The 24,030-nt window shown below is 51.1% G+C and carries 18 protein-coding genes; 6 read left to right on the forward strand and 12 right to left on the reverse strand.

The window, feature by feature from the left end; translation table 11 throughout:
* Nucleotides 1-201: 201 nt before the first annotated feature.
* On the reverse strand, nt 202-1,665 hold the full coding sequence (ccoG, locus tag REH51_RS07480) for a cytochrome c oxidase accessory protein CcoG (protein WP_009723028.1): 1,464 nt from the start codon (nt 1,663-1,665) through the stop codon (nt 202-204).
* Nucleotides 1,666-1,972: 307 nt separating this feature from the next.
* On the opposite strand from ccoG, the gene mapR reads away from it, so the two are divergent.
* From mapR to REH51_RS07495, 3 genes are all read left to right on the forward strand, one after another.
* A complete protein-coding gene (mapR, locus tag REH51_RS07485) occupies nt 1,973-3,382 on the forward strand; it encodes a GntR family transcriptional regulator MpaR (RefSeq protein ID WP_498937728.1) in 1,410 nt (469 codons plus the stop codon).
* Nucleotides 3,383-3,526: 144 nt separating this feature from the next.
* Nucleotides 3,527-3,649: a DUF2474 family protein gene (locus REH51_RS07490; RefSeq protein WP_083817053.1), complete on the forward strand. Its 123-nt coding sequence runs from the start codon at nt 3,527-3,529 to the stop codon at nt 3,647-3,649.
* Nucleotides 3,650-3,797: 148 nt separating this feature from the next.
* Complete coding sequence (locus REH51_RS07495; RefSeq protein WP_498937412.1) at nt 3,798-4,649, forward strand: diguanylate cyclase domain-containing protein; 852 nt, start codon at nt 3,798-3,800, stop codon at nt 4,647-4,649.
* Nucleotides 4,650-4,684: 35 nt separating this feature from the next.
* Here the strand turns inward: REH51_RS07495 and REH51_RS07500 are convergent, their stop codons facing one another.
* From REH51_RS07500 to REH51_RS07545, 10 genes are all read right to left on the reverse strand, one after another.
* Nucleotides 4,685-6,001, reverse strand: coding sequence for an MFS transporter (locus tag REH51_RS07500; RefSeq protein ID WP_498937415.1), 1,317 nt, complete (start codon nt 5,999-6,001; stop codon nt 4,685-4,687).
* 353 nt (nt 6,002-6,354) lie between these two features.
* Complete coding sequence (locus tag REH51_RS07505) at nt 6,355-6,561, reverse strand: cold-shock protein (protein ID WP_009723033.1); 207 nt, start codon at nt 6,559-6,561, stop codon at nt 6,355-6,357.
* Nucleotides 6,562-6,914: 353 nt separating this feature from the next.
* Complete coding sequence (locus tag REH51_RS07510; protein WP_009723034.1) at nt 6,915-7,442, reverse strand: hypothetical protein; 528 nt, start codon at nt 7,440-7,442, stop codon at nt 6,915-6,917.
* A gap of 23 nt (nt 7,443-7,465) precedes the next feature.
* Nucleotides 7,466-8,305 (reverse strand): hypothetical protein, encoded by an 840-nt coding sequence (locus REH51_RS07515; protein ID WP_009723035.1) that lies wholly within the window; start codon nt 8,303-8,305, stop codon nt 7,466-7,468.
* Nucleotides 8,306-9,238 carry a hypothetical protein gene (locus REH51_RS07520; RefSeq protein ID WP_009723036.1) on the reverse strand — a complete coding sequence of 311 codons (933 nt, stop codon included), beginning with the start codon at nt 9,236-9,238 and terminating at the stop codon, nt 8,306-8,308.
* On the reverse strand, nt 9,235-12,102 hold the full coding sequence (locus tag REH51_RS07525) for a hypothetical protein (protein WP_498937417.1): 2,868 nt from the start codon (nt 12,100-12,102) through the stop codon (nt 9,235-9,237). The genes REH51_RS07520 and REH51_RS07525 overlap by 4 nt, the downstream gene beginning before the upstream one ends.
* Nucleotides 12,102-12,521 carry a hypothetical protein gene (locus tag REH51_RS07530; protein WP_009723038.1) on the reverse strand — a complete coding sequence of 140 codons (420 nt, stop codon included), beginning with the start codon at nt 12,519-12,521 and terminating at the stop codon, nt 12,102-12,104. The genes REH51_RS07525 and REH51_RS07530 overlap by 1 nt, the downstream gene beginning before the upstream one ends.
* Before the next feature lie 186 nt (nt 12,522-12,707).
* Nucleotides 12,708-15,257, reverse strand: a complete 2,550-nt coding sequence (locus REH51_RS07535; RefSeq protein WP_498937419.1) for a bifunctional diguanylate cyclase/phosphodiesterase — start codon at nt 15,255-15,257, stop codon at nt 12,708-12,710.
* Between the two features lie 66 nt (nt 15,258-15,323).
* Nucleotides 15,324-15,812: a GAF domain-containing protein gene (locus REH51_RS07540; protein ID WP_498937421.1), complete on the reverse strand. Its 489-nt coding sequence runs from the start codon at nt 15,810-15,812 to the stop codon at nt 15,324-15,326.
* A gap of 221 nt (nt 15,813-16,033) precedes the next feature.
* The gene (locus tag REH51_RS07545; RefSeq protein ID WP_009723040.1) at nt 16,034-17,107 is read right to left on the reverse strand and encodes a GGDEF domain-containing protein; all 1,074 of its coding nucleotides are present in this window, start codon (nt 17,105-17,107) and stop codon (nt 16,034-16,036) included.
* A gap of 243 nt (nt 17,108-17,350) precedes the next feature.
* Here REH51_RS07545 and REH51_RS07550 point away from each other — a divergent pair, with 243 nt between their 5' ends.
* Nucleotides 17,351-19,942, forward strand: coding sequence for a sensor domain-containing phosphodiesterase (locus REH51_RS07550; protein WP_498937422.1), 2,592 nt, complete (start codon nt 17,351-17,353; stop codon nt 19,940-19,942).
* Nucleotides 19,943-19,980: 38 nt separating this feature from the next.
* Here REH51_RS07550 and REH51_RS07555 read toward each other — a convergent pair whose 3' ends face one another.
* Nucleotides 19,981-20,868, reverse strand: a complete 888-nt coding sequence (locus tag REH51_RS07555; protein WP_039868866.1) for a LysR family transcriptional regulator — start codon at nt 20,866-20,868, stop codon at nt 19,981-19,983.
* 124 nt (nt 20,869-20,992) lie between these two features.
* On the opposite strand from REH51_RS07555, the gene amaB reads away from it, so the two are divergent.
* A complete protein-coding gene (amaB, locus tag REH51_RS07560; RefSeq protein WP_009723043.1) occupies nt 20,993-22,486 on the forward strand; it encodes an L-piperidine-6-carboxylate dehydrogenase in 1,494 nt (497 codons plus the stop codon).
* Between the two features lie 68 nt (nt 22,487-22,554).
* Nucleotides 22,555-24,012 carry a Na+/H+ antiporter NhaC gene (gene nhaC, locus REH51_RS07565; RefSeq protein ID WP_498937424.1) on the forward strand — a complete coding sequence of 486 codons (1,458 nt, stop codon included), beginning with the start codon at nt 22,555-22,557 and terminating at the stop codon, nt 24,010-24,012.
* Nucleotides 24,013-24,030: the final 18 nt, after the last annotated feature.

Genomic DNA, 24,030 nt, shown 5'->3' on the forward strand with positions numbered 1-24,030 from the left:
AACACAATGAAATTGATGAGTTTTACCGCCAACTTGAGACGTTATATTTCACTTTAGAAAGTTACAAGCTACAAAAGCGAAACGTATTAACACCAACATGAAACAAACACTAAAAACAACATATGCCGCCCACTAAATTTTCTCAGAGGGCAGCATAGTTGGGCAAAACATCGAATTGGCGGCACTAACTTAGGGTAAAGACTACTTACTCGACGGCCCCAGAAAACGCGTTTCACTAGCATTCGTTACCGATGGGTCATCCAGCGATGTAAAACGCAGCTCAACTGGGTGGCTGGGTTGAGTCAAAACATCCTCATCGGCAGTGAGAGCAATGCGTAAGTGGCGGGTCTCGTTAGCCTCTACGTCTATCGTTTCCATGCCTTGTAAGCGCAGCCCTGGCAGCCCCGATGCCGTTAACGCATAACGGTGAGGATCGGTATCTTGATTGCGCAGCGTTACGTTGTAGTAATTGACGATGCGTCCGCCTTCGGTACTTTCAAACAGCGCTTGGCGGTCTCGCGCAACATCTACATCAATGGGCACACGGGTATTTAAGAAGCCAACGAGCAGCACCACCATAGAGAGCAGTGCTACGGCATAGGCGATCAGTTGAGGGCGCCAGAAACGGGTGTCTTTACCCTCCAACGCGCGCTCCGTGGTATATCGCACGAGGCCAAGCGGTTTATTAATGCGTGCCATGACGCTGTCACAGGCATCAATACACGCGGCACAGCCAATACACTCGTACTGCAATCCATCACGAATATCGATACCTGTTGGGCATACCTGAACACACAACTCACAGTCGATACAGTCACCAATACGTGAGGCCTCAGCGCCCTTCTGAAGGTGGTTACGACGTGGCTCACCACGTGCAGCATCATAAGAAACAATCAGAGTATTAGCGTCGAACATTGCAGACTGAAAACGCGAGTAAGGACACATATGAAGGCATACTTGGTGGCGTAGCCAACCCGCATTCAGGTATGTAAAAACCGTAAAGAAGCCGATCCAGAATAGCGCCCAGGGGTGCACATTCAGGCTGATAAAATCCACCACTAGCGCTCTAATCGGCGTGAAGTAGCCAACAAAGGCAACCCCCGTTGCCAGTGCAATTAACAGCCAAGCCGCATGTTTGGCTGCCTTACGCCATAACGTATCAACGGTACGCGACGCGTTATCACGGCGTATCCGACGGTGCCGTGGCCCCTCCAGGCGGTGCTCAAACCAAATAAACAGAAATGTCCAAACGCTTTGTGGGCAGCTATAGCCACACCATACTCGCCCCGCTGCTACCGTGATCAAAAACAGGCCAAACGCGCACAATACCAAGATCCAGGTGAGCAAGATAAAGTCTTGTGGATAAAACGTCGCCGCAAAAATATGGAACTCTTGCGCAGAAAGATCAAACCATATCAGCGGCCGGTCGCCCCAATTAATCCATGGCAAGACAAAATACAGCGCCATTAACAACCAGTTTGAGCAGCGCCGGATGCGTTGAAAAAAACCACCAATTTCTCGCACATAAATATGCCCAAGCTTGGGTGGCTTATTATTGGACGGATTGTTACTAGAAGGCTGGTGACGGGAATCATTAGATGAAGGCGAGTGGTGTTCAACCGCTGCCTCAGTGGTTAGGTTTTGCAATGGAATGCGTTGCGTCATACCGATATCCAGAAAAGAGGGAATGGAGGTCATACGGTCGAGGGGCGTCGCCGATTATTAACCACCACTATCCCCACTACGCTGACTAACAAACAGGCGCAGTTTTAGAGAAATATTGCATATCAGTTGAGACTAAACAGCTATAAAATTTTCTTCTGATATGCTTTTTATTGGCAAAATTGAGTCTGTTTTAAGCTCCATTCATGCGCCACAGTGATATTTCCCAACAACAGAGAGTCGCACTGTGCCGCCTAAAACTGTGATGGAGTATCCTGGTGCTATCCTCAATGCACCGACGATTTATCCCATGAAACGTTACGAACAATTTGCCGATGAGATAGCCACGCTGATTCGCCAGGGTGTGCTTGGCCCTGGGGAGCGCATACCATCCGTTCGCCAGGCCAGCCGCCACCATGGGATCAGCCCCTCCACGGTGTTTCAAGCTTACTACCTGCTCGAAAATCGCGGCCTCATCACAGCGCGGGCACGCTCAGGCTATTTTGTTCGTGAACATGCTCGGCGCTTGCTGGGCGAACCACGTGTAACGTTGCAGCCCACCGATCCGGCGGAAGTAGAAGTCAGTGAACTAGTGTTCTCGGTTCTCGACTCACTGCAGGATGACCGAACGGTACCCTTTGGTTCCGCCTTCCCAAGCCCCGAGCTTTTCCCGCTTTCACGCTTGAGCACTAGCATGACACGTGGCCTGCGCGAGCTTTCGCCTCAGCAGATAGTGGCCGACATGACCACCGGACATATCGACCTGTGCCGGCAAATTGCCTTGCGCTACATGCTGGGCGGTATTCAGTTACCAATGGAAGAGCTGGTGATTACCAATGGCGCGATGGAAGCGCTCAACTTAGCTCTGCAGTGTGTTACCCAGCCAGGGGACTTGGTGGCGGGTGAGTCCCCGGCATTTTATGCCAGTCTGCAAGTATTGGAGCGGCTGAAATTGCGTGCAGTAGAGATTCCGGTGCATCCACGCGAGGGAATTGACCTCGACGTGCTAGCAGAGCGACTGACGTCGCTGCCTATCAAAGCCTGCTGGTTTATGAGCCACCTGCAAAACCCGATCGGTGCCAGCCTAAGCAATGAACGAAAACAAACTCTGTATCAACTACTAAAGCAACACCAAGTACCGATGCTAGAGGACGACGTATACTCCGAGCTTTACTTTGGCAACTCCCCCCCCACTCCGGTAAAAGCGTTTGATGATGAAGGGTTAGTCATTCACTGCAGCTCGTTCTCGAAATGCTTGGCGCCTGGCTATCGCGTTGGCTGGGTAGCAGGTGGACGCTACGCCGAAGCTATTTCACGCCTGAAGTTAATGACGACTATTTCGCCTTCCGTTCCTGCGCAGCCAGCCATTGCCGACTATTTGCAACACGGTGGCTACGACCGTCACTTACGTAAGCTCCGCCACGCTCTAGAAACCCAACAAGGCAGTATGCTGGCGTCTGCAGATCGCTACTTCCCCACCCAAACACGTATCACCCGCCCTGCTGGCGGCTATTTTTTATGGGTGGAGTTTCCTGAGAAAGTTGATTCACTGCGCTTATTTAACATGGCACTCGATCATGGCGTTAGCTTAGCGCCAGGCCCCATCTTTTCGGCAACTCAGCAGTTCCGTCACTGCGTACGATTGAGCTATGGGCATCCATGGACCGCGCGCAGCGAACGAGGCATGGAAACCTTAGGACAGCTATTAACCCTATTCTAATAGCCCTGTTCTAATAACCCTGTTCCAACCCTTTGCTGTTATGTCGTCGCCTCGTAACACCTCCTAACTGATATGATTTTTTGGTTAATCACTAAGACTGCTATGAAGCACACCTACTAATAAAGCAATCTAGCAAATAGCCAGATAGAGCCATTCGCTAAGCGCTTAGGCTGGTTAATGACCATTTGGTTTTCGAGTGTTTGTGTTCTATTACTGCTTTCACTAGGAATTAAGTTCATGATGGGACTAGTGGGCTTAACCAGCTAAAAGGTTTACTTTGTCTGGTCAACGTATTAGGCATTGGGTCATGAGTTATGATCGAATTGCTGGACAGCCTTGCCCTACTGGTGTGCCAAGGTTCTTACCGCTCTTTGGCAACTAACCTGTCAATGAACCATGTTAGCCGGATTAGCCTATGCCCGTTGACCTGCAATCGCTCTATCCCAAACTGGTGCATCTGATGCTGGACACTGTCTTCGTGGTTGATGGAGACAATCAGATCCTCTTTGTGAGTGATGCCTGTGAGTCACTGCTTGGTTACCGTGCTGATGAGCTGACCGGCACCTTAATCACCAATTACATGCATCCTGACGACCTCGCGCTCACGCAAGACTCCATTGTGCGGGTCATGAACGGTCAGCACCACGTCGATTTCCGCAACCGCTACCTTCGTAAGGATGGCAGCACTGTGCACATTTTATGGTCTGCCCGTTGGTATGAAGACGAGGAAGTTCGGATCGGCGTTGCGCGGGACGTGACAGCCCTGATGCAAGCCGAAGAGGAATTACGCTTCCTCGCCCATCACGATCCACTAACAAAACTGACGAATAGGTCACTGTTCTATGATCGGCTGGTCTCAGGCTTGAGCGCGGCCCGTCGCCATCAAAGCAGTCTTGCGCTACTCTTTCTGGATATTAATGACTTCAAAATGATTAATGATACCTATGGACATGCCATGGGTGATGGGGTGCTATGCACAGTGGCTCCACGACTGGAGAGCTGTCTACGTGAAACGGACACGGTCGCACGGATGGGCGGTGATGAGTTTACTGTTCTGCTGACGGACATCCAATCGGTGAAAGCCGTTACACGTAAGGTAGATCAGATTCTCACTGTCATGGCCGAGCCCCTAGGCGCAGAATTCGGTGAGATCAGCATGCCGTCTTGCAGTATTGGTATGGCCTATTATCCCGCCGATGGGGACGATGCCGATACGCTGCTCCGGCATGCTGATAGCGCGATGTACAAAGTAAAAGGGAACCGATAGCACATGGCCACTGTGCTAGCTCAGCAATACAACGGTTAGGAGGTATTGGATTCTTGAGCGACAGGGTCAATGGGTTCGCCATTCTCGTCAAGCAACTGGTTGTCATAAGCTGCCTGAAGGCCCGTCTCTTCAACGGATGGCAATTCCTCTTGCACTTGTTGTTGTTCTTCTACGCTCTCCTCCGCCCAGTCTGCCCAGTAATCAATGTGGCCCGGATAAATCGGCGATAGAATCGCCACCACAATGCCAACAACCGAAAATACCGAAAATGCGTAGGCATATCCAAACCCGTCCACCAGCACACCAACAACCGGAGATCCTGCTGCCTGCCCAAGCGCGCAGGCCATGAAAGGCAGTACTGGCCCCAGGGAAAGTCGCCCCGGCAATAGACGAATGCCGGTCATCAGATACAGTCCCGTTAAGCTCATGTAAGCAAGGCCAAATACCATGGCCGAAAACATCGCCAATCCTAGCTGACTTGGGCTAGCAGCAAGCAACACTAAGCTTGAGGACAGCATCATCAGCATCAATGCTTGCGTAATAGGAGGGTTATTACGGTCAGCCAAATCGCTCACTACGGCACCCCCTAGACCTGCAACCCCCACAGCAAACCAAAGCCAACCGGTTTGATTTGGAGATAGTGCACCGAGGGTAACCACCAGATCTGGAGCAAACAACCAGTACGGCGCAGCCACAAAACCCATCGCAAAAGCGAATAGAGAAAGCCGGGTAAGGCGCGACCACTGCTGTCGCGTGATCGGCGGCGGTGGTGCCGCATTCGCCGGCACAATCCGTGAAACCGAAGGGATAAAGTACCACGCTGCAATAACCCCTAAGCCCGCCAAAACAGCAAAACTCGAGTAGGTAAAGCGCCAGGCATTCGCCAGAAAAACGACAGTAGGCACTGCCACGATAATGCCGATACTGGTGCCTGCATTCATAATAGAGCTAACGCGACCATGCATTGTTCGGCTCACCAACGCCTGCATAGCCGCAGTCAGAGCGGGCATCATCAAACCAGTACAAATCCCGCAGATAAACACACCCACACCGAGCGATAAGGCATTTGACGACTGACTGATGATTACAAGACCAGCTACACCGAATCCACCAGAGAGTACCGCCAAGTTACGCGCACCAAGCCGATCTGCTGCAAGTGGTGCAAACAGCGTGGCCAATACAAAGCTAATAAACGGCAGCGCCCCGATAATGCCAACTAAGTACGCTGTCAGTTCCAGGTCAGCGCTAATAGCAGGCACAAATAAGCCAAACGCAAAGCGCGCAAGCCCATAGCTAATCGCGACCAGCGCTGCCCCAAATAGGGCAAACCCCATGTTCGACAAGGTCTTCATACCGGATACTCCACAGCCGTGTATTGCGTGTATACAAATCCACTTGAATTATTGTCGTAGCAACATCCGAGATGAGCAATGCAAATGAGTTATTGCTCGATAAAACAGCAGTAGCTAATCGATAGTGAAGGAAATGAAAACCATATATATTAGTTTTTTATCGAACCACACCGAAGAACAAAAAACGTGATTGGTGTAGTCATCTTGTGAGAGCAACCTAAGGATGGCTATGGATGAACTCACAGACAATGAAAGTACAGTGAGCAAAAGTAAACAAACACAAAAAACCCCGCACTTGGCGGGGTTTTTTAAGCTTACCGAGTTAGTCGGTAGCTAATATCGCAGTATGGGGTTTATTCCACAACCTTGATATTAGAAGCTTGAAGGCCTTTTTGGCCCTGAGTGACGTCAAAAGAAACCTTCTGACCGTCTTGCAGGGATTTAAAGCCATCTGCTTGAATTTCGGAGAAGTGCGCGAACAGATCGTCGCCGCTAACTTCAGGAGAAATAAAGCCGAAGCCTTTAGTGTCGTTAAACCACTTTACGGTACCAGTTGCCATGATCGAAATCCTCGATTTAGCGAAATTAATGCCGGGGAAATACCCGAGTTACAGAGGGCAGAACAAGAAACTTTCACCAGGCTCAACGCTAAAATGCTTCGATACTGCTGACAACGTTCGACTTGCTAACCAACTGCGATCAGCTTGCGCTTCTATAGTGCTCACGTCAACAGCAGATACAAAAAAGATATAAATTAAGCAGGTAACGGCATTAATTATGGGGTATTTATTTTGAACATAAAATAAAATGCAACAACTTATTAAATACTTAAAGCCTTTATAACAGAAACTTACGACCTGCATGGCTGGCTATAGCCAGCCACCTGCTTTAAAAAGCAATTTTAAAATATTTTTTAAACGCTTAAATCGCACATCAGCATGGCTTTGCCCGCTTCTTCGTCAGTAATCAACTGCGCCTGATAGGGGCCGCTGTCATGATTCACCAAGGAATATTCAACGCTTGAAAGCCTTTCCTGCACGTCGGCAATGGGCGCTGAAAACTCAACCAAAAGCACGTTAATGCCATTTGAGTTGCCAAGATAAAAAACGAAGCCTTCAACAGGCAGGCCGTAGTACTCACCGTTTTTTGCTGCTAAACGGTAGCCGCTATAATCTCGGTTGCGCTCAAATAAATCTATTTCCCCAAGGCCTTCTTTATAAACAGCAGGCAGGACAATCTTGTTAACGTCTGGGTAGAGCGAATCCCCTGAGTAGGTAACCAGATTTCGGCGTAGATCTCCCCACTCCTCAGACTGGTCACAGCCGTCTTCCCACGACTCAAGCAGGGGCGTCCAATCTACTGTTGAGCCTGCCGCATTGCTGGCATACAAAAGCGCGCTGCTTAGAAGCATCGTGCACAGTGGCTTATAGGTACGTTTCATCTAGTTCCCTTTTTAATTTATATTTAATCGAACAGGCTGGCAGGTACGGCGTCGGGGGCTCCTAGTTCAAGCCACTCTTGATGCTTTTGAATGAAGTGACTACCGCGTGCACTTAAGATATCTTGACTGTGAGTGCCAATATTGAACGTTATCGCCCCAGCAGCTTCAGCCACTGACAGAACAGAATTTTTTGATACTTTACAATAACTTCCATTAAGCGGTGTAAAAATCTGAGATAGTTCAGTATCTACAGATGAGATTAGGCCTCTACCTCCAGAGACAAACCACGCTTTGCCATGTTCGCCGTAAACGCTTCCACCAAAACGTACAAACAGATCAGCGAAGTGCAGGTACTTTGTTTCAGCGTCACAAGAAGCCGTGTGAATATTAATTCCCGCACTTCTTGCCAAGCGCTCCATCAGCTCTTCGTTGCCGCTATCAATCACCGTAAAGTAACTAATGAACTCCATAGGATCGACAGGCTCAGCACGAAAGCTATTGAGCAGAATTTGCTGTGTTCTTTCATCCCCTCTTAGGACAGCATCGTAAAAGCCCATATACAGCGTCGAGAAAGGCATTTCGATTCGAAATGGCGGCTCACCTTGGCTGACTTGCATTGGGCGACACTCACTATCGAGTAAGCGCAGATTGTCACCGATCACGTCCCTCGCCCTGGGCGTCAGGTTTAAAAACGTTGCCACGGTTAACTGCAAAGGCTCAGACGTGCCTGCCTGGCGTTCATCGACATAGTCAGCAAATGAATAGAGCCGCTCATCGTCCTGGCAAGCGGCCTGAGCGAATGCACTGGTGGGCAATGAAAACAGCGATATTACCCCGGCGGTAAATAGGGCCTTAAAATACATTTACTGGCACTCCTGTGGATGGATAGTGACGCGGCGACTTACATTAAAATAGGGGTTGATGGGGTCTTCGATAGCGGTTGATTCAGCCAATTGATAGCCATCTCCCTCTTGCTGAACGACTGGCCGCCAACTGCCCCGGCTTGAAATACCTTCTTCTCGGTAAAAGGCTTCAACCATTTCCCAGGCAATGTTTTTATCAACCACAATGTTGGCATTAGGCTCGGCCTGCTCACCTTGGCACTCGTTGGTATTTTCAACGTAGATACCCTGGCTAAACACATTGTCGTATATCAACCAAAACGCATTTTCTTCCATCACGTTGCCTAAGCTGCCGACAAACATGCGCGCGACTTGTTGAATAGTGTCAACGTTCTGGCCTAATAACCGATAGTGGTCGCCATCTAATAGATAAAACGCCCAGAACCAACGCGCATCAATCGCCGCTGCTTTGGTACCGCGCAAAAATTCCATGTGCGCGCTTAACTCTGGTGTTTGCCTTAACTTAGAAAGCAAGATGTCGAGATGCTCTTCAAAGGGCAGTACCGGATGGCCAATTAGCTCCCCATCAAAGTAATAGACAGGGTTACACTCCATACTCGCAATCACCATATTGCGCGCTAACAGCGTTTGAACGTTCTCTCCGGCAAAAAGAAACGTGCGTAGCGTCACCTGGAGAGGATCCATGACGTCACCATTGGCTAGTGCCTGCAAGGTTCCTCGAGGATCTTCCTGCAAGCGAATATCATCGCCATATTGGCAACCATATTGAGCACTTTCCTGGGCAATGTAATATTGCCAGGCTTGCTTTTGCTCTTCCGTTAATGCTGATTGTGCGAAGGGTTCGACCACCAAATCGTTAGCATGCGCAGCAGAGAATGTTGTTACCCCTACCGCGATGGCTCCCGCCCATTTCAGCGCTTTTTTCATGATCATTCGTGGTTCCTTGTCACTATCACGTCTAGTGTTTGGCCTGCCGTGCTGGCTGGCAGTTGTCTCGCCCCAAAAACGCCATAGCGTAAGTCGTGAGTTTGTGAAAAGGTGAATACGCCTGTATTGGTGTGGCTCTGATGAACCACTAGCCAGTCTCCCTTGGTCAGAACGCCCTGAATGCCTTCCAACGCTGCTTCCGATAGCGTTAAGGCTTGAGGACGATAGCCGACACCCCTGGCGCGCTCACGCAGGCGCTGAACGTCTGCCAAGCTCATACGACGAAGCTGGCTATCCCCTTCTGCTTGGGGCTCGCCATACTCAGGCCCGAAATAAGCAAGACCATACTGACGTTCATGCCGCGCAAAACAGCTAAGTACCTGTGGCGTACTGGCGGCAGCGGTAAACCGATGGGCCCCTAGCACATCAGCAATTTGGTCGGCCTCACGACGTACTGCATGACAATTAACTTCGCCCAAGAGCGTAGGTTGGAAATGCACCCATAGCGCGATGCCATCTTCATTTCGCTGGATAACACGAGCAAAATCAGCTGCAAGAGGAATACTAACGGGGCGTTTCGCAATCGCGTCGCTACCACAGTCGCCATGCCGGGCTGCGCGCCACTGAAGGCTATTTACTCGACTAATATCCATCGCTCTTGAGAAGTTGGTGAGGCAGGTACCTTCGCCAGTGATAACCGGAGAACGATGGATCGCCCAGTTGCCGTCACTGAGCTGCTGGACATCAATAAGTGCCGCGTGATGGGGCATGTTTTCATGCAGTGTGGCTAGTTGGCTTTCTAACGGTGTCGAGGCATCTAAATGCACCACGCCTAACGGCCTACCGTCATCTGGCAAAGCCATAGGGCTGCCGTCTTCCTGGGCGGCGGGAGGAGAAGAGGATGGAGCGGCTGGCTCAGCCAGCGTTTCTACCGAGGCTTCTTCCGCAGAGCCAGGCGTTGCTTCGCTTTCCTGTTTAGCGTCTCCAGGACGCTCTATGGCGTTGGAGTGCCCACTTACCAACGGGGGCGCAAAATAGGAAGTGAAGCGCCCTATCGAATAGATCACCGGCTGGGTGTGGATTACCCAGGTGGCAAATAACGCCCCCCCGGTGGTCATTGAACGCTGAAATTCCTCATTAAAGTAGCGGTACGTTGCGGTTTGCGTCACCGCTGCACTACTCAGCATAGGAATAGTGACAACGACCACTAGCCCACCTACTTTGATAACGTGGGGTAACCAGCGACGCTTGGAATCCATCAGTACAGGAACGCTTGCGGCCAAACCAATCGCATTCACTAACGCAAAAAATAGCGAAAAGCCCATTGCAATCGGGGGCACGATGAGCGCTCGAACGTACTGCTTACCTTCATCTTCTCTAGGCTGACCATTCGCGAGCAATTGTGCGTCGTCATATAACCGCTGCCGCTCTGCTTCGGCGTACGCTAAATAGTGTGGCAACAGTATCTGGTCTCTGAACTGCTCTGGCGTCAGGTCCAACGTGATGACCATCTGTTGATCGCGTGGTTGTAATGCTTCGTGTAACTGGTCCTGAATTGGCTGAGAGGCAATAAAGGCGTCGGCATTCAAATCAAGCGGTAGCGATGCACCTAAATGTTGCTGCATGGACTGATCTGCTTGCTCGCCTATCTCGTGAGACTGCTCTGCAATAATCGCCTCAAGAAATCCCTCCCGGTCATTCGCGCGCCAATCACTGGGTAGCTCAATCCCCTGCGCCAGCATTGCCTGCCTTACCTGAGCAGCAACGTCATCACTCGCCACAAAGTGTTCATAAGAAGCAGGCGCACCTAAAACGGTGGCTAGCTTCCCATTCAAATGATCGTAAGAGAGGTCTTCACAGCGCTGAACGGTTCGCTGCTCAGTAACAAAGCGGTTACCACGACGGACATTTTGGGTCACTACTTCGGGGGTATAGCACCAGTCGGTGGGGGCAATATAGTGTCCTAAGTTATCAACCACTTCTTCACGGTAGATCTCTTCAACTCGGACAATACACTCATTTCTAAAACGGCCACTTTCACATCGCTGTCGGGCATTAAAATAGGTTGCCAAACTGCGCTGCAGTGTCAGCACCTGACGAGTAAAAGCTTCTTCACTTCCTTCTATTTGATTATCTTGCCATTGGCTTAACAGGTCTTCTTGAACGTCTAACCAGGCTTGCTCAGCGTGACTGGAGATCTCTTGCTGGGCTGCCCAATAATTATCCGAAATCGTTTTATACGCATCCCATGCACTACGGATAGACCCTTGCAACGTTTCATAGGCTTTGTAGCTTTCTGGCAGTTCCTTACTCGCCTCATTTGTCGCTACTTGATGAATAATGCGCTCTGCCTCTGCCTTGAGATCATCAACAAAGGCGGGAGAGACAAACGTCATCAGCCCTAATACAGAAAGAAAGCTACGCGTATGAGGTGAATCGAGATCTTCTTCATCAAACACAATACCTTCCAACTGCAGTGAGTTAGTGGCAAGACCCCGTTTCATCAGGAGAAGATGCTGAGCATCCATGCGCTGCTCGGCAGAAGTGCGATCAATCAATACATCAACTAAGATGCGCTGACCAAAAAACATGACTGGGAAGCCAATGGCAATCGCCAGCGTCACCTGCTTTATAAACAACTTGGTTGGCTTATTTTTTAATGTGATCAGGCGTAGTAGCAGCAAGCTAAGTCCGATACCCGACAGTATCCGCCCCTCTAATTCCAGCGCTCTAATATCACCGCTCGATAAGCGGGCAACCGATGCATCCACCAGGCGACTGTTAAACGCTAACTCATAAACTAAGTAGGCAATATTGAGTACGAAGAGTAGCCAAAGCCAAGCCCTCCCATTTTTCAGGTAGTGACGCATTATTCTCTTTTTTCGCTCGGTATAGTGATAATGACAGGGGCAGATAGCGGCGCTGTTACTACTGCTGTTCCGCTACCCGTTTTTAATTGGCCTCGCTCTGGCAGCGTTACAACGATAGCGCTGCCTTCAAGCGATACCAGGTCACCCGCTTGATTTAAGTAAGCGCCCTGCTGAATAAAAAAGGCCTGCTCTTCATCAACGCCACGGGCAGCATCATCCGGCAGAACGGTGCCTTCGATTACCAAAGGGTTACTGGGGGCTGTGCTTTGCGAGGGAGGGCAGCCAGCGTTATCACTACATAACAGCTGTGCAGCAAAATTATCCAAGCTATCTGAATAAACAGGTTGGCTATAGCTCTGCAAGCAGGAAAAACTGGCTAACATGCCGAAAATGACGGCTGTATTTCGACGCGCAGACACACACCCTCCCGCTATCGGGCTTTTCTTTGAAATGTTAATTATTTTTTATAATCACAGACCCGCCCTGTATAAGTCAACGCTACTTTTCAGTTAAATTAGCATTTTATTTCCCTTTGCTAATTCATTTTGATGGACGTTTATATCCTGTCGTAGCGCTGTCTTCTGGCCGCACAAGGGGGCTAGCTATCAGGTAAGGTTGAGTTCTTTGAGCATTTTTGAGGGATGTTCGTACCACGTCTGCAACGCCTTTGCCGGCATGGGACGGGCGATACCGAATCCTTGCAACAAATGGCAGCCCATTTCTGTCAGTCGTTTGACGTGAGCGTTACTCTCAACCCCTTCCGCGACGACTTTTTTATTGAATCGTTTAGCCAGATACACAACGCTCTCAACAATGGCCAAATCATGATCGCGCTCCAACATGTTGATAACGAAGCTGCGATCTACTTTAACCACGTCCACGGGCAGATCACGTAGGTAGGTCAGCGACGAATACCCCGTACCAAAATCATCCAAGGCAACGTTCACCCCTAGCGAGCGACAGGCACGCATGACCTGTGTCGCGGCTTGTAGATCGTCCAGCGCCGCAGACTCCAGTACCTCAAGGCATAGCAGTGCTGGCGACACATCTGGGTGTGCGGCTAACGCACCCTGCAGAGTATCGAAGAAATCGGCTCGGGTGAGTGACTGGGGGCTCAGGTTAATGCATACCTCCAGCATGATGTCGCTGGCATGCCACTCCTCCATCTGCTTCAGCGCCGTTTCGAGCACCCATGCATCAAAGCTCAGTTCTAGTTCGCTGCCAGCAATCGCGGGTAGAAACTGACCGGGGGCCAGCAGCCCACGCTCGGGGTGCTGCCAGCGGATCAGCGCCTCCACACCGGTGACCTGCTGAAGGACTGGATCAAACTGTGGCTGGGAAAAGAGCACAAACTCATCTGCATCAAGTGCACGTGCAATTTGTCCACGCCGGATCTGAAGGTCCTTAAGCTCTTGTTCGCGCTCAGGGTCGAACAGGACGAAACGATTACCACCGACCATTTTGGCGCGATACATCGCCTGGTCGGCGTGACGTAACAGGGTGTCAGGATCATTGTGATCAGCAGGAAAGAGAGTAACGCCTAGGCTGCCAGTCAGTCTTAGCGGCGTCTTATCTGTGACCCCTAGTTCAGGTATCCTCAGTGGTTTCGTAACCTGTTGAAGTATAAGTTCTAAACGCTCCAGACTGCCCTCAAATCGGTGCAGTAAAAAGGCAAACTCATCCCCGCCGATACGAGCGATAAGATCACCTGACCCTAGCGCATTGACCAACTGTCCAGCCAAAGCCACCAGGATTCGATCAGCCCCCGCTCGACCAAATCTCGAATTGAGTTCCTGAAACCCATCTAAGTCGAGTACCGCTATTGCCAGGGTTTCATCTGGCTTGCTGCTATCAAGCGCCTCATGCATAAGCTCAATCATGTGGCGGCGATTAGGCAGTGCGGTCAGGCGATCCACATACCCCGCTCGAAACAGCTCATCCGCATGCTGCTTGATACGCGTCAGGTCGGAGAAAACGGCAACATGATGGGTAGTGTCACCAGTTTCATTGCGTACCACTGAAATTGACAGCATCTCTGGCAATGGATCGCCGTTTTTGCGTCGATTAAGCACTTCCCCCTGCCAATATCCCTTCTCGTTCAGCGACGCCCACAGTGACCGATAGAAGCTAGGTGTTTGGCGCCCTGACGATAAGACCCGAGGGTTCTTGCCAAGCACTTCGTCACGGGTATAGCCGGTAATTCGTTCAAATGCTTCATTAACCTCAATAATGCGATTATCGCTATCCGAGATCATGATCGCTTCACGACTGCTAGAAAACACCTTGGAGGATAGCTCCAGGCGCTTCCAGGCTTCATCGTTCTGACGGCGCAAGCGTAAACCGTGAATCAGTTGACCAAGTGGCCGGAGCAATGGCTCAAGCAACGTAAGCGTTTCATTGCTATACCCCTTAGCACAGTTGGCAAGTCCCAGCATGGCAACCATCTCGCCTTCCACTGAGACAGGCAGACACAACAGCGTATCGAGGGAAGGATGCCCTTTAGGCAGTCCGCCACGCCTTGGATCATGGGAAGGTCGATTGCTAATCAGCGGCTTGCCAGTACGCAGAACATGACCATAGAGTGAGTCTAACTGAGAGAACACTAAACCGTGCGCTTGTGCCTTACGGTAAAGTGCCCGTGAGGCGTCGTCCCAACTAATATCAGTAATGGCGTGGGTCTTAAGGAACGGCTCTCCGTTCTCATCCTTAAACACCTCACCAATAAACCCGTATTCACTCTCCGTTAGCGACAGCAGCGCCTCTAGCGCACCTGAAAACGTAGCGGAGATATTATCTCCAGCAATAATGCTCGCTTGCAGGCGAGTGATTAGATCATCGATACGGTGACGCCACTCAAGTTCGTGTTTGTTCCGCTGAAGGAGCGTAATGTCCTGCAGGGTGCCGGCAATATGGCGGGGGGGCACCGTATCGTCGATAGAAGCGCCCGTTAACTGTACCCAGGTAATCGCCGTTTCGCCGGGGGCTTTCAAACGTAGGCAGGCGTCAAAAGGGGTGCCCTGATGAATGATCTTCCCCAGCCCGCTTTCCAGTGTGTCGCGATCTTCAGGCAAATAGTGGTTTGCGAGCTCAAGGCGGCTACTAGGTGTTAACGGCGCAGCGCCATGCAAGCGCAGAAACGCCTCATTGCCCCACATCGCATTGGAGCTTACATCGAGCTCCCAAACACCCAGCCCCGCGTGATAAATAAGTTGCTCCAGACGTTAAAGCCGCTGCAACTCTAGATGACTCATAACTTGGTGAGCTAAGGCCTGCAAATGACGCTTATGCTCGTCACCTATTGCCCTTGGGCGGTGATCTATCAGGCACAGCGTGCCAATAGAAAACCCGTCGGGCGTCACTAGCGGCGCTCCCAGGTAATAGCGAATATAAGGCGGGCCGGTGACTAAGGGATTATTCTGGAAACGGGCATCCACAGTGGCATCCAACACCTCCAGAAGCTCGTTTTCCAAAATGGCATAAGCGCAGAACGAGACGTCACGGGGGGTATTGGCAATTTCGAGGCCCACCTGGCTCTTGAACCACTGACACTCTTCTTCAACCAAACTGATCAGCACAATTGGAACGTCAAAAAACTTGGCGGCCGAACGGGTAATGGCGTCTAAAACAGAGTCAGGTGCCTGGTTATGACGTATATAGCGCCACATCGCACGCAAACGGTCTGCTTCATTCGGTGGCAATGGTGCAACCATTAACACTCCTCAATGAAACAGAGCTGAAGGTTTGCCAAGGGGCAAAATAACGACGGCCTGAACTCAAGACGCATGGGAGACTTCCTTACATTATTTTTCTGGGCATCTTTTAGTATCGGCGAAAGTTGAAATAGCTTGAGTGATTTAACGTAAAAACAAAGGCTTTACGACACCTTAGGCTTAAATCGCTTCCCTGAACACCAGCGCACAAGCGTTATGGGTCAACGCTTTTCAATAGGCGAGATACCTTCAATTACGATGCCATTTCGCCCCTGCCGCTTTGCTTGGTAGAGCAAGCCATCGACCGTGTGCAACCTCTCTTCTAACTGACTGTTCGCATTAAGAGGGCAAATGCCAATACTTGCCGTGACATATATCGGCGTGTCTGCCTCTGCTGCCATCGAGGTGCTGGTTAGGCTATCCAGCAGGCGTTCAGCCGCTTGCTGTGCCTCTTTTACCGAAGTATTAGGCATTAGCAACATAAATTCTTCCCCGCCCCAGCGCGCCATGACGTCAGCTTCGCGAAAGATCGATACACAAAGATCAGCAAAACACTTCAATACGTCATCCCCCGCAGGATGACCAAACACATCATTAATACGCTTAAAATGGTCTAAATCCACCATTACTAATGCGGCTGAGGGCGCGCCACGTTTTATTAGCGCTAACGTTTCCTGCAGTCGTTGTTCGAATGCACGGCGATTTAATAAGCCAGTCAACATATCCGTCGCAGCTAACTGCACCATCTCTTCCCGGGTGGCCTCCAGCTCAAGAATCAACTGCTTTTGATAACGGTATGAAAGCATCAGCTCCATATGCGCCATCACTTGATTAGCAAGCGCTTGCAACGCGAAGCGCTGCTTATCCGTCAACTCACGGGGCTGGTAATCCAACACACATAAGGTACCTAGCGGATACCCCGCTTCGTTTTCCAGCAATGCCCCCGCATAAAAGCGTAGATGCGGGTCGCCGATAACTAACGGGTTACTGGAAAATCGTTCATCCAGCGTAGTATCCGGAATAATAAACAGGCCTGATTGAAGAATCGCATGCGCACAAATCGAAATATCCAACGGGGTTTCACGTATCGATAACCCCTTGATGGCTTTAAACCACTGGCGATCTCGATCAACGAAGTTAATTAGCGCAATAGGTGCTTCGCAGATGATAGAGGCTACCTCAGCTATTTCATCGAATGCGGCCTCTTTAGGGGTATCGAGTATCTCGTACCCAGCCAGTTCGGCTAGCCGCGACTCTTCATATGCTGAGGTACATCGTTCATCAATTTTTGACATAGCATCCTAGACATCCATAGTACAAGTAAGGCCTTAGCACGGTGAAACAGTATGACCAAACAGACGTTCAAGGGCTAAACTGCTAGGTACTGTTAATCGCGATAATTAGCATAAAGGACGAGCACTTTTACGTTGCTATCACTTATGTTTAGTTACATGGTACGTGTTGAACAGCCACGCGTCAGAATTAAACAAAAACACAGCCATAAGGCCCTTAGGTCTTATGCATGAAAGGGGCGCGTTATGTACCATGAATTTCCGCTACTAGAGGCCCAGCAGGAAATCCACGAGCTGACCGCCGCCGGAGCGCCACTCACCACAACGCTGGTCGCATTGATTGAGTGGGCAGAACTGATGCTGCCTGACGCGCTGGTTTCCATTATGCGCTTCGATCCGGCGCAGAACACGTTAAGCCTCGTTCCTAGCCCGCGCTTTTCAGCTAGCTACATCGCCCAAATGCAAAACATTGAGATTGGCCCCGCAATGGGAACGTGCGGACGAGCCGCCTTTAAAAAACAGCTAGTAGTCACTGGTGACATTGACACTGACCCTAATTGGAAAGACTTTCGCGAATTAGCACGCGCAGAAGGACTACGCGCTTGCTGGTCAATGCCGATCCTTTCCGCTAACGATGAAGTGTTGGGTACTTTCGCCACGTATTACCGCCGCCCAGCAACGCCTTCACAAAACGCGCAGAACTCCCTAGCCCGAAGTGCCAGCCTCGCCGCCCTGGTGCTTGTGCGGCACCGTGATAAACAGCATCATCGCACGCTTTCTGAGTGGCACCGCTCCCTGTTTGTGAATCACCCTGATGGCGTTTACGAATTTGATCTTAACGGACACTTTCAGCGCTGCAATAGCGCACTTGAAAGCATTACCGGCTATCCGGCGTCTAATTTAATAGGGGCTCATTTTAACCAGTTTATTGCTCCCTCCTTTCAGGAGCTTACTCAGCAAGCGTTTGATAATGCTTGCCGTGGCGAAGCCATTACTTATGAAACTGTCGGAAAGCATGCCAACGGCCATCACTACCATCTAGAGATTACCAATTTCCCAGTGGTGGTGGACGACGTGATCGTGGGGGTTTATGGAATATGCCGCGACGTTACCGAGCGCAAACAACAAACCGAAGAAATGCGCTTGCTAAAACGGGGGATGAAAGCCAGTCCCAGCGGCATTATCATGGTGGATGCGCAACAGGCCGGCATGCCGATTGTGTTCGCTAACCCTGCTTTTTCGCGCATTACTGGCTACGAGCATGGTGAAATCATCGGTAATAACAGCCGCTTTCTGCACGGCCCCGAAACGGCCCCTGAAGCGATTGACGCCATTCGCGCCGGCATGTGCGAACAGCGTGACGTGAGTATTACGCTGCTTAATTATCGTAAAGACGGCGAGCCCTTTTGGAATCATTTGGTGGTCAGCCCAGTGTTTGATCAAAGTGGCCCCTGCAGCCACTTTATCGGCATTCATCAAGATATCACCCATGAAAAAGCCCAAGAGGCCAAACTGGCCTATCAGGCCACCCATGATTTGCTCACCGGTCTGCCCAACTACTCTGCCTTCACCGAACGATTAGCCAGCCGCTTTCAGCTTCACGCCTTAGGGCCACACCTTGGCACACTGGTGGTAATGCAGCTTGATCTAGATGGTTTTAAAGCCATTAACGATGGCCTGGGCCATCACGCGGCTAACCGCGTGTTAATTACCGTCGCCCAGCGCTTAGAGGGGCTGGTTAGCCCTCCTTCCATGGCGGCTAGGTTAGTGGGGGATGAATTTGCCCTGCTGTTGAGTGTAAAAGATGACCTCGACGCCACGATCAACCTATTAGCCGAGCGCATTCTCACCACCCTTGCGGAGCCTATAGAGCTTGAGGGCCAATTGGTTCACCTTAGCGCTAGCATTGGCATTGCCTGTGACACCGCTACCGTTGTAGCGCCCTACAGCCTGCTCCAACACGCCGACTTAGCACTGGAACAAGCCAAGCGCCAGGGGCGCAACACCTGGCAATGGTACCGTGGGCGAAAAGCGGAGAGCGTTAAACACAGCGTCGCCATGCGACACGACTTGCACACTGCGCTTATCGAAGGGCACTTTGAACTGCACTATCAGCCCCTGGTCGATGCTATGAGCAGCCGCATACGCAGCGTTGAAGCACTCGTGCGTTGGCGTCACCCCACGCTTGGTTTAATCGCCCCGGGTGAATTTATCCCACTCGCTGAGCAAACGGGGCAAATTATTCCACTGGGACGCTGGGTACTTCTCCAAGCCTGCCGAGAAATTGCGGCACTGAACGAGCAAAGTGACCGAGTGCTCTCAGTGGCAGTGAATATTTCCTCGCTGCAGTTCTGCCGAGACGGCTTTCTTGATGAGGTAAAATACGCGTTAAAAGCAACTGGCTTACCACCGGAACGCCTTGAATTAGAAGTGACAGAAAGCGTCTTACTGGATGGCACAGACCCCATTATTGAGCTAATGCAAACGCTTAAAACCATGGGGGTGCGCGTCGCCCTGGACGATTTTGGCACCGGCTTTTCAAGCCTCAGTTACCTGTGCGACTTGCCCACCCATAAGGTCAAGCTAGACCGCCGTTTTGTGCAAAAGACGCTGGAAAATCGGCGCATGGCCGCCATTGTCCAGGGCGTGATTACCATGGCACACCATATGGATATGCAAGTCGTCGCCGAAGGCATTGAAACCCGCGAACAACAAGAAGCCCTCACTCGCCGCCACTGTGACCTACTCCAAGGGTACCTATTCGCACGCCCCATACCCTTAGAAGAACTAAAGCGCCTGCCCGACCATTTACCCGTCGCCCTAACAACTAACAACTAACAACTAACAACTAACAACTAACAACTAACAACTAACAACTAATCCAAACGAGCTCGTATCCAGTCAATAAAAACGCGCAGTTTATAAACGTCGACCATATGTTCTGGGTAGGCCATGTAGTAAGCATCCTGGCTTTTAAGCGAGAACTGCCAAGGAATGACTAATTTCCCCTCATCAAGCTCTTCTTGGGCAAGAAACCTTGGCACTAGTGCAACACCGCAGCCCGCGCGGGCAGATCTTAACGCCATATAGAACGTATCGAATCTTGGCCCATGGTAGCTGTGCTCCGTATATAGATCTTGTGCTTCAAACCAGTCATGCCACCCCTCGGGCCGAGTAGAAACCTGTAACAACACCATGTCTGTTAAATCCAATGGGTCGCGTACGGTCGTCTGCTCCATAGTGGAGGGCGCGCAGACAGGCACCACGTCTTCATCTAGTAACTTAATACACTCAGCCCGCGGCCATACACCATGGCCAAAAAAGAAAGCCGCCTCTATGCGCTCTTTTTGCATATCAAACGGCTCGGTACGGTTAGAAATATTAAGATTAATATCTGGATGCTTAAAGCGGAATCCGTTGAGTCTTGGGATAAGCCAACGCGCCCCAAAGGTGGGCAACGTGGCAATATTCAGTACATCTGCCTCTACGCCATAAGACTGCATATAACGCGTAGACATTTCGACCTGGGCTAGTATTTTACGCGCTTCGCCAAGATAGACCGCCCCCTCTGGCGTCAGGTGCAGGCGCTTTCTCACCCTCCTAAACAACGGATGTTGCAGCGTTACTTCCAATTGTGACACCTGCTTGCTCACCGCACTTTGCGTCAGGCTCAGCTCATCCGCGGCCCGCGTAAAACTGAGATGCCTCGCCGCGGCCTCAAAGCAATTCAAGCTGGTCAAAGAAGGTAAGTTTCGACGACGCATGGCAATCCCACTTGGTGAAATTAAGGAATGATGTTTTTCACAAACATCGTTTGATGAGCTACCGCAAGCTTGGCAATACTGGCCCTGTAACCAATTTACTCACAACTTAATATTTGGTGAAGCAATGATTCATTCCCTGATGGAAAAAATGGGTGTCGCAAAAGAACAGTATCAAGGCGGCAACCTGATTGTTACAACGCCGATTGATGGTAGCGAGATTGGCCGTCTCACAACGGCCTCTAGCAGCGACGTTGAAACAGCTATCGCGAACTCAGAAAAAGCCTTTCAGGCCTGGAAAAGCGTGCCAGCCCCCCGTCGTGGTGAATTGGTGCGCCTTTTTGGCGATCAACTGCGCCAGCACAAGGAATCTCTCGGCGAGCTGGTCACCTGGGAGTGCGGCAAGATTCTCCAGGAAGGGCTTGGCGAAGTTCAGGAAATGATCGACATTTGCGACCTTGCCGTTGGCCAATCACGCCAGCTTTTTGGACTGACCATCGCTTCCGAGCGCCCTGGTCACCACATGCGTGAAAGCTGGCACCCGTTAGGTCCGATTGGCCTGATTACGGCGTTTAACTTTCCCGTCGCCCCATGGGCATGGAATTCAGCCTTAGCGCTGGTTTGCGGCAATAGCTTACTTTGGAAACCTTCTGAAAAAACACCGCTAACGGCGCTGGCATGCCAGGCACTGTTAGAGCGCGCCATTGAAGAGTTCGGCGATGAAGCACCTGAGCACCTGAGCCAGGTGATTATTGGTGAGCGTGCCGCTGGCGAACAGCTGGTCAATGACGCTCGCGTTGCGCTGATCAGCGCCACCGGCAGCACCCGCATGGGTCGCGAAGTAGGCCCACAAGTGGCAGCGCGCTTCGGCCGCAGCATTCTTGAACTGGGTGGCAACAACGCCATGATCTTAGCGCCAAGCGCAGACCTTGATATGGCGACTCGCGCCATTCTCTTCTCTGCGGTAGGGACAGCAGGACAGCGTTGTACGACACTGCGCCGCTTAGTCGTTCATGAATCCATTAAAGATGAAATCTTAGCGCGTCTTAAGAAGTCGTATAGCGCGGTGTCCATCGGCAATCCGCTTGACGGTAACTTGGTTGGCCCGTTGATTGATCACCAAGCCTTTGATGCGATGCAAAGTGTGCTGGCTAAGGCGCGTGAGCAAGGTGCGAGTGTATTCGGCGGCAACCGTGTAGAGATCGCCAACAGCAACGAAGGCTACTACGTCGAGCCGGCCATTGTTGAAGTGACAGAGCAGAACGACCTGGTCAAGCACGAAACCTTTGCACCCATTCTCTATGTCCTCACCTACAAAGAGCTGGATGAAGCCATTGCTACCAATAATGACGTTCCCCAGGGTCTGTCATCTTGTATTTTCACCACCGATGTTCGCGAAGCCGAAACTTTCATCTCTGCCGTTGGCAGTGACTGTGGCATCGCCAACGTCAACATCGGCCCGAGCGGTGCCGAAATCGGTGGCGCATTTGGGGGCGAGAAAGAAACCGGTGGCGGTCGCGAGTCTGGCTCCGACGTTTGGAAGAGCTATATGCGTCGCCAAACTAACACCGTGAACTACTCTCGTGAACTCCCATTGGCCCAAGGTATTAAGTTCGACTAACCCTTCCCCTCTATAAGGGCCCTTATCTGCAGGGCCCTTACTAAAATCATAAAAAATGAAGGTGACGTATGCGTGACGATGTCCAAATCGGCCCGACGCCGGGCCTCGCGATGGCGCTATTCCCGCTGCTGGCCACTACCGCTATTCTAATTCTGCAATTTTTTATCTTCTCTGACTTTACCCCGCATATTCCTTTAGCCTTCGGGATAATGATTTGTGCTCTGTGCGGACGCATCCGTGGCATACCCTGGCAGAAAATGGAAGCCTCAATGCTTGAGGTGGTTAAGCTAGGGATGCCCGCTATTTTTATCCTTTTAGCAGTCGGCATGGTGATTGGTACCTGGATTCTTTCCGGCACAGTGCCCACGCTGATGTATTACGGTTTTCAACTGGTTTCACCCTCTTACTTCCTCGTCGCGACCTGCGTCATTAGTGCTTTGGTATCTCTTGCCACAGGCACATCCTGGGGCACAGTAGGAACGCTCGGGCTTGCCCTAATGGGCATCGGGGAAGGGCTGGGCATTCCCATGTATCTAACGGGCGGGGCGTTGGTATCCGGTGCGTTCTTTGGCGATAAAATGTCGCCCTTATCAGAGACTACCAACTTAACCCCTGCCGTATGTGAAACCGATTTATGGAGCCATATACGTAGCATGATGGCCACCACGGTGCCCGCCATGATTGTCGCGCTGGTACTTTATATGTGGCTCGGCACTAGCTATGGCGGCCAGCTTGAACGGAGCACCGATATTGCAACATTCCGCCAGGCACTTGATGACACCTTTACGCTCTCTTGGGTAACGCTGATCCCGCCCTTTGTTGTCATCGGTTTAGCGCTTGCCAAATTTCCGCCTTTTCCAACTATTTTCACCGGCGCTGCGATAGGCGGCTTAGTGGCCATCGGCGTTCAAGGTGAAACCGTACATGCCGTGTTTGATGCCATGCAAAATGGTTTTAGCAGCGATACCGGTAATCCGGCGATTGATGCTCTGCTCAGCAGTGGCGGCGTGCTCTCCATGACCTGGGTCGTAACGCTTACGTTCTTCGCGCTGGGTTTTGCTGGCATGCTGGAAGCCTATGGCACCGTTGATGCGATTATTAAGCAGCTCATGCGGCTCATTAAAGGTCGCTTCAGCTTAGTGGCAACAAGCTCCGGCACAACGCTGGCGGTAAGCACTATTATTGGCGATGTGTATACAACACTGGTGCTACCTGGTCGCTTGCTGAAAGGCCAGTATCAAGCCATGGGCTATAAGGCATCGACGCTGTCACGCACCATTGAAGACAATGGCACGCTCTCCTCTCCGTTGATTCCTTGGAACATGGGCGGTGGGTTTGTGTCCTCGACGATTGGCGTACCCACGCTAGCGTATGCGCCCTTCGCCTTCGCTTGCTGGTTATCCCCTTTATTCGGCTTGCTGTGGGCACTAACCGGCCGCTTTATTCCCCGTGAAGCCTCCGAGGACGAGGCTGAAAACAAACCCCATACGCCCAAAACCGACTACTCCTCCCAACCCACTTCATAGCCATACAAGGTCGGCCCA

The organism is Halomonas bluephagenesis, from assembly GCF_054790765.1.

Excerpts from the sequence above, each read along its gene's own strand:
- ccoG (WP_009723028.1), bottom strand. The coding sequence starts at position 1,665 with ATGACGCAACGCATTCCATTGCAAAACCTAACCACTGAGGCAGCGGTT.
- mapR (WP_498937728.1), top strand. The coding sequence starts at position 1,973 with ATGAAACGTTACGAACAATTTGCCGATGAGATAGCCACGCTGATTCGC.
- REH51_RS07495 (WP_498937412.1), top strand. The coding sequence starts at position 3,798 with ATGCCCGTTGACCTGCAATCGCTCTATCCCAAACTGGTGCATCTGATG.
- REH51_RS07500 (WP_498937415.1), bottom strand. The coding sequence starts at position 6,001 with ATGAAGACCTTGTCGAACATGGGGTTTGCCCTATTTGGGGCAGCGCTG.
- REH51_RS07505 (WP_009723033.1), bottom strand. The coding sequence starts at position 6,561 with ATGGCAACTGGTACCGTAAAGTGGTTTAACGACACTAAAGGCTTCGGC.
- REH51_RS07510 (WP_009723034.1), bottom strand. The coding sequence starts at position 7,442 with ATGAAACGTACCTATAAGCCACTGTGCACGATGCTTCTAAGCAGCGCG.
- REH51_RS07515 (WP_009723035.1), bottom strand. The coding sequence starts at position 8,305 with ATGTATTTTAAGGCCCTATTTACCGCCGGGGTAATATCGCTGTTTTCA.
- REH51_RS07520 (WP_009723036.1), bottom strand. The coding sequence starts at position 9,238 with ATGATCATGAAAAAAGCGCTGAAATGGGCGGGAGCCATCGCGGTAGGG.
- REH51_RS07525 (WP_498937417.1), bottom strand. The coding sequence starts at position 12,102 with ATGCGTCACTACCTGAAAAATGGGAGGGCTTGGCTTTGGCTACTCTTC.
- REH51_RS07535 (WP_498937419.1), bottom strand. The coding sequence starts at position 15,257 with ATGTGGGGCAATGAGGCGTTTCTGCGCTTGCATGGCGCTGCGCCGTTA.
- REH51_RS07540 (WP_498937421.1), bottom strand. The coding sequence starts at position 15,812 with ATGGTTGCACCATTGCCACCGAATGAAGCAGACCGTTTGCGTGCGATG.
- REH51_RS07545 (WP_009723040.1), bottom strand. The coding sequence starts at position 17,107 with ATGTCAAAAATTGATGAACGATGTACCTCAGCATATGAAGAGTCGCGG.
- REH51_RS07550 (WP_498937422.1), top strand. The coding sequence starts at position 17,351 with ATGTACCATGAATTTCCGCTACTAGAGGCCCAGCAGGAAATCCACGAG.
- REH51_RS07555 (WP_039868866.1), bottom strand. The coding sequence starts at position 20,868 with ATGCGTCGTCGAAACTTACCTTCTTTGACCAGCTTGAATTGCTTTGAG.
- amaB (WP_009723043.1), top strand. The coding sequence starts at position 20,993 with ATGATTCATTCCCTGATGGAAAAAATGGGTGTCGCAAAAGAACAGTAT.
- nhaC (WP_498937424.1), top strand. The coding sequence starts at position 22,555 with ATGCGTGACGATGTCCAAATCGGCCCGACGCCGGGCCTCGCGATGGCG.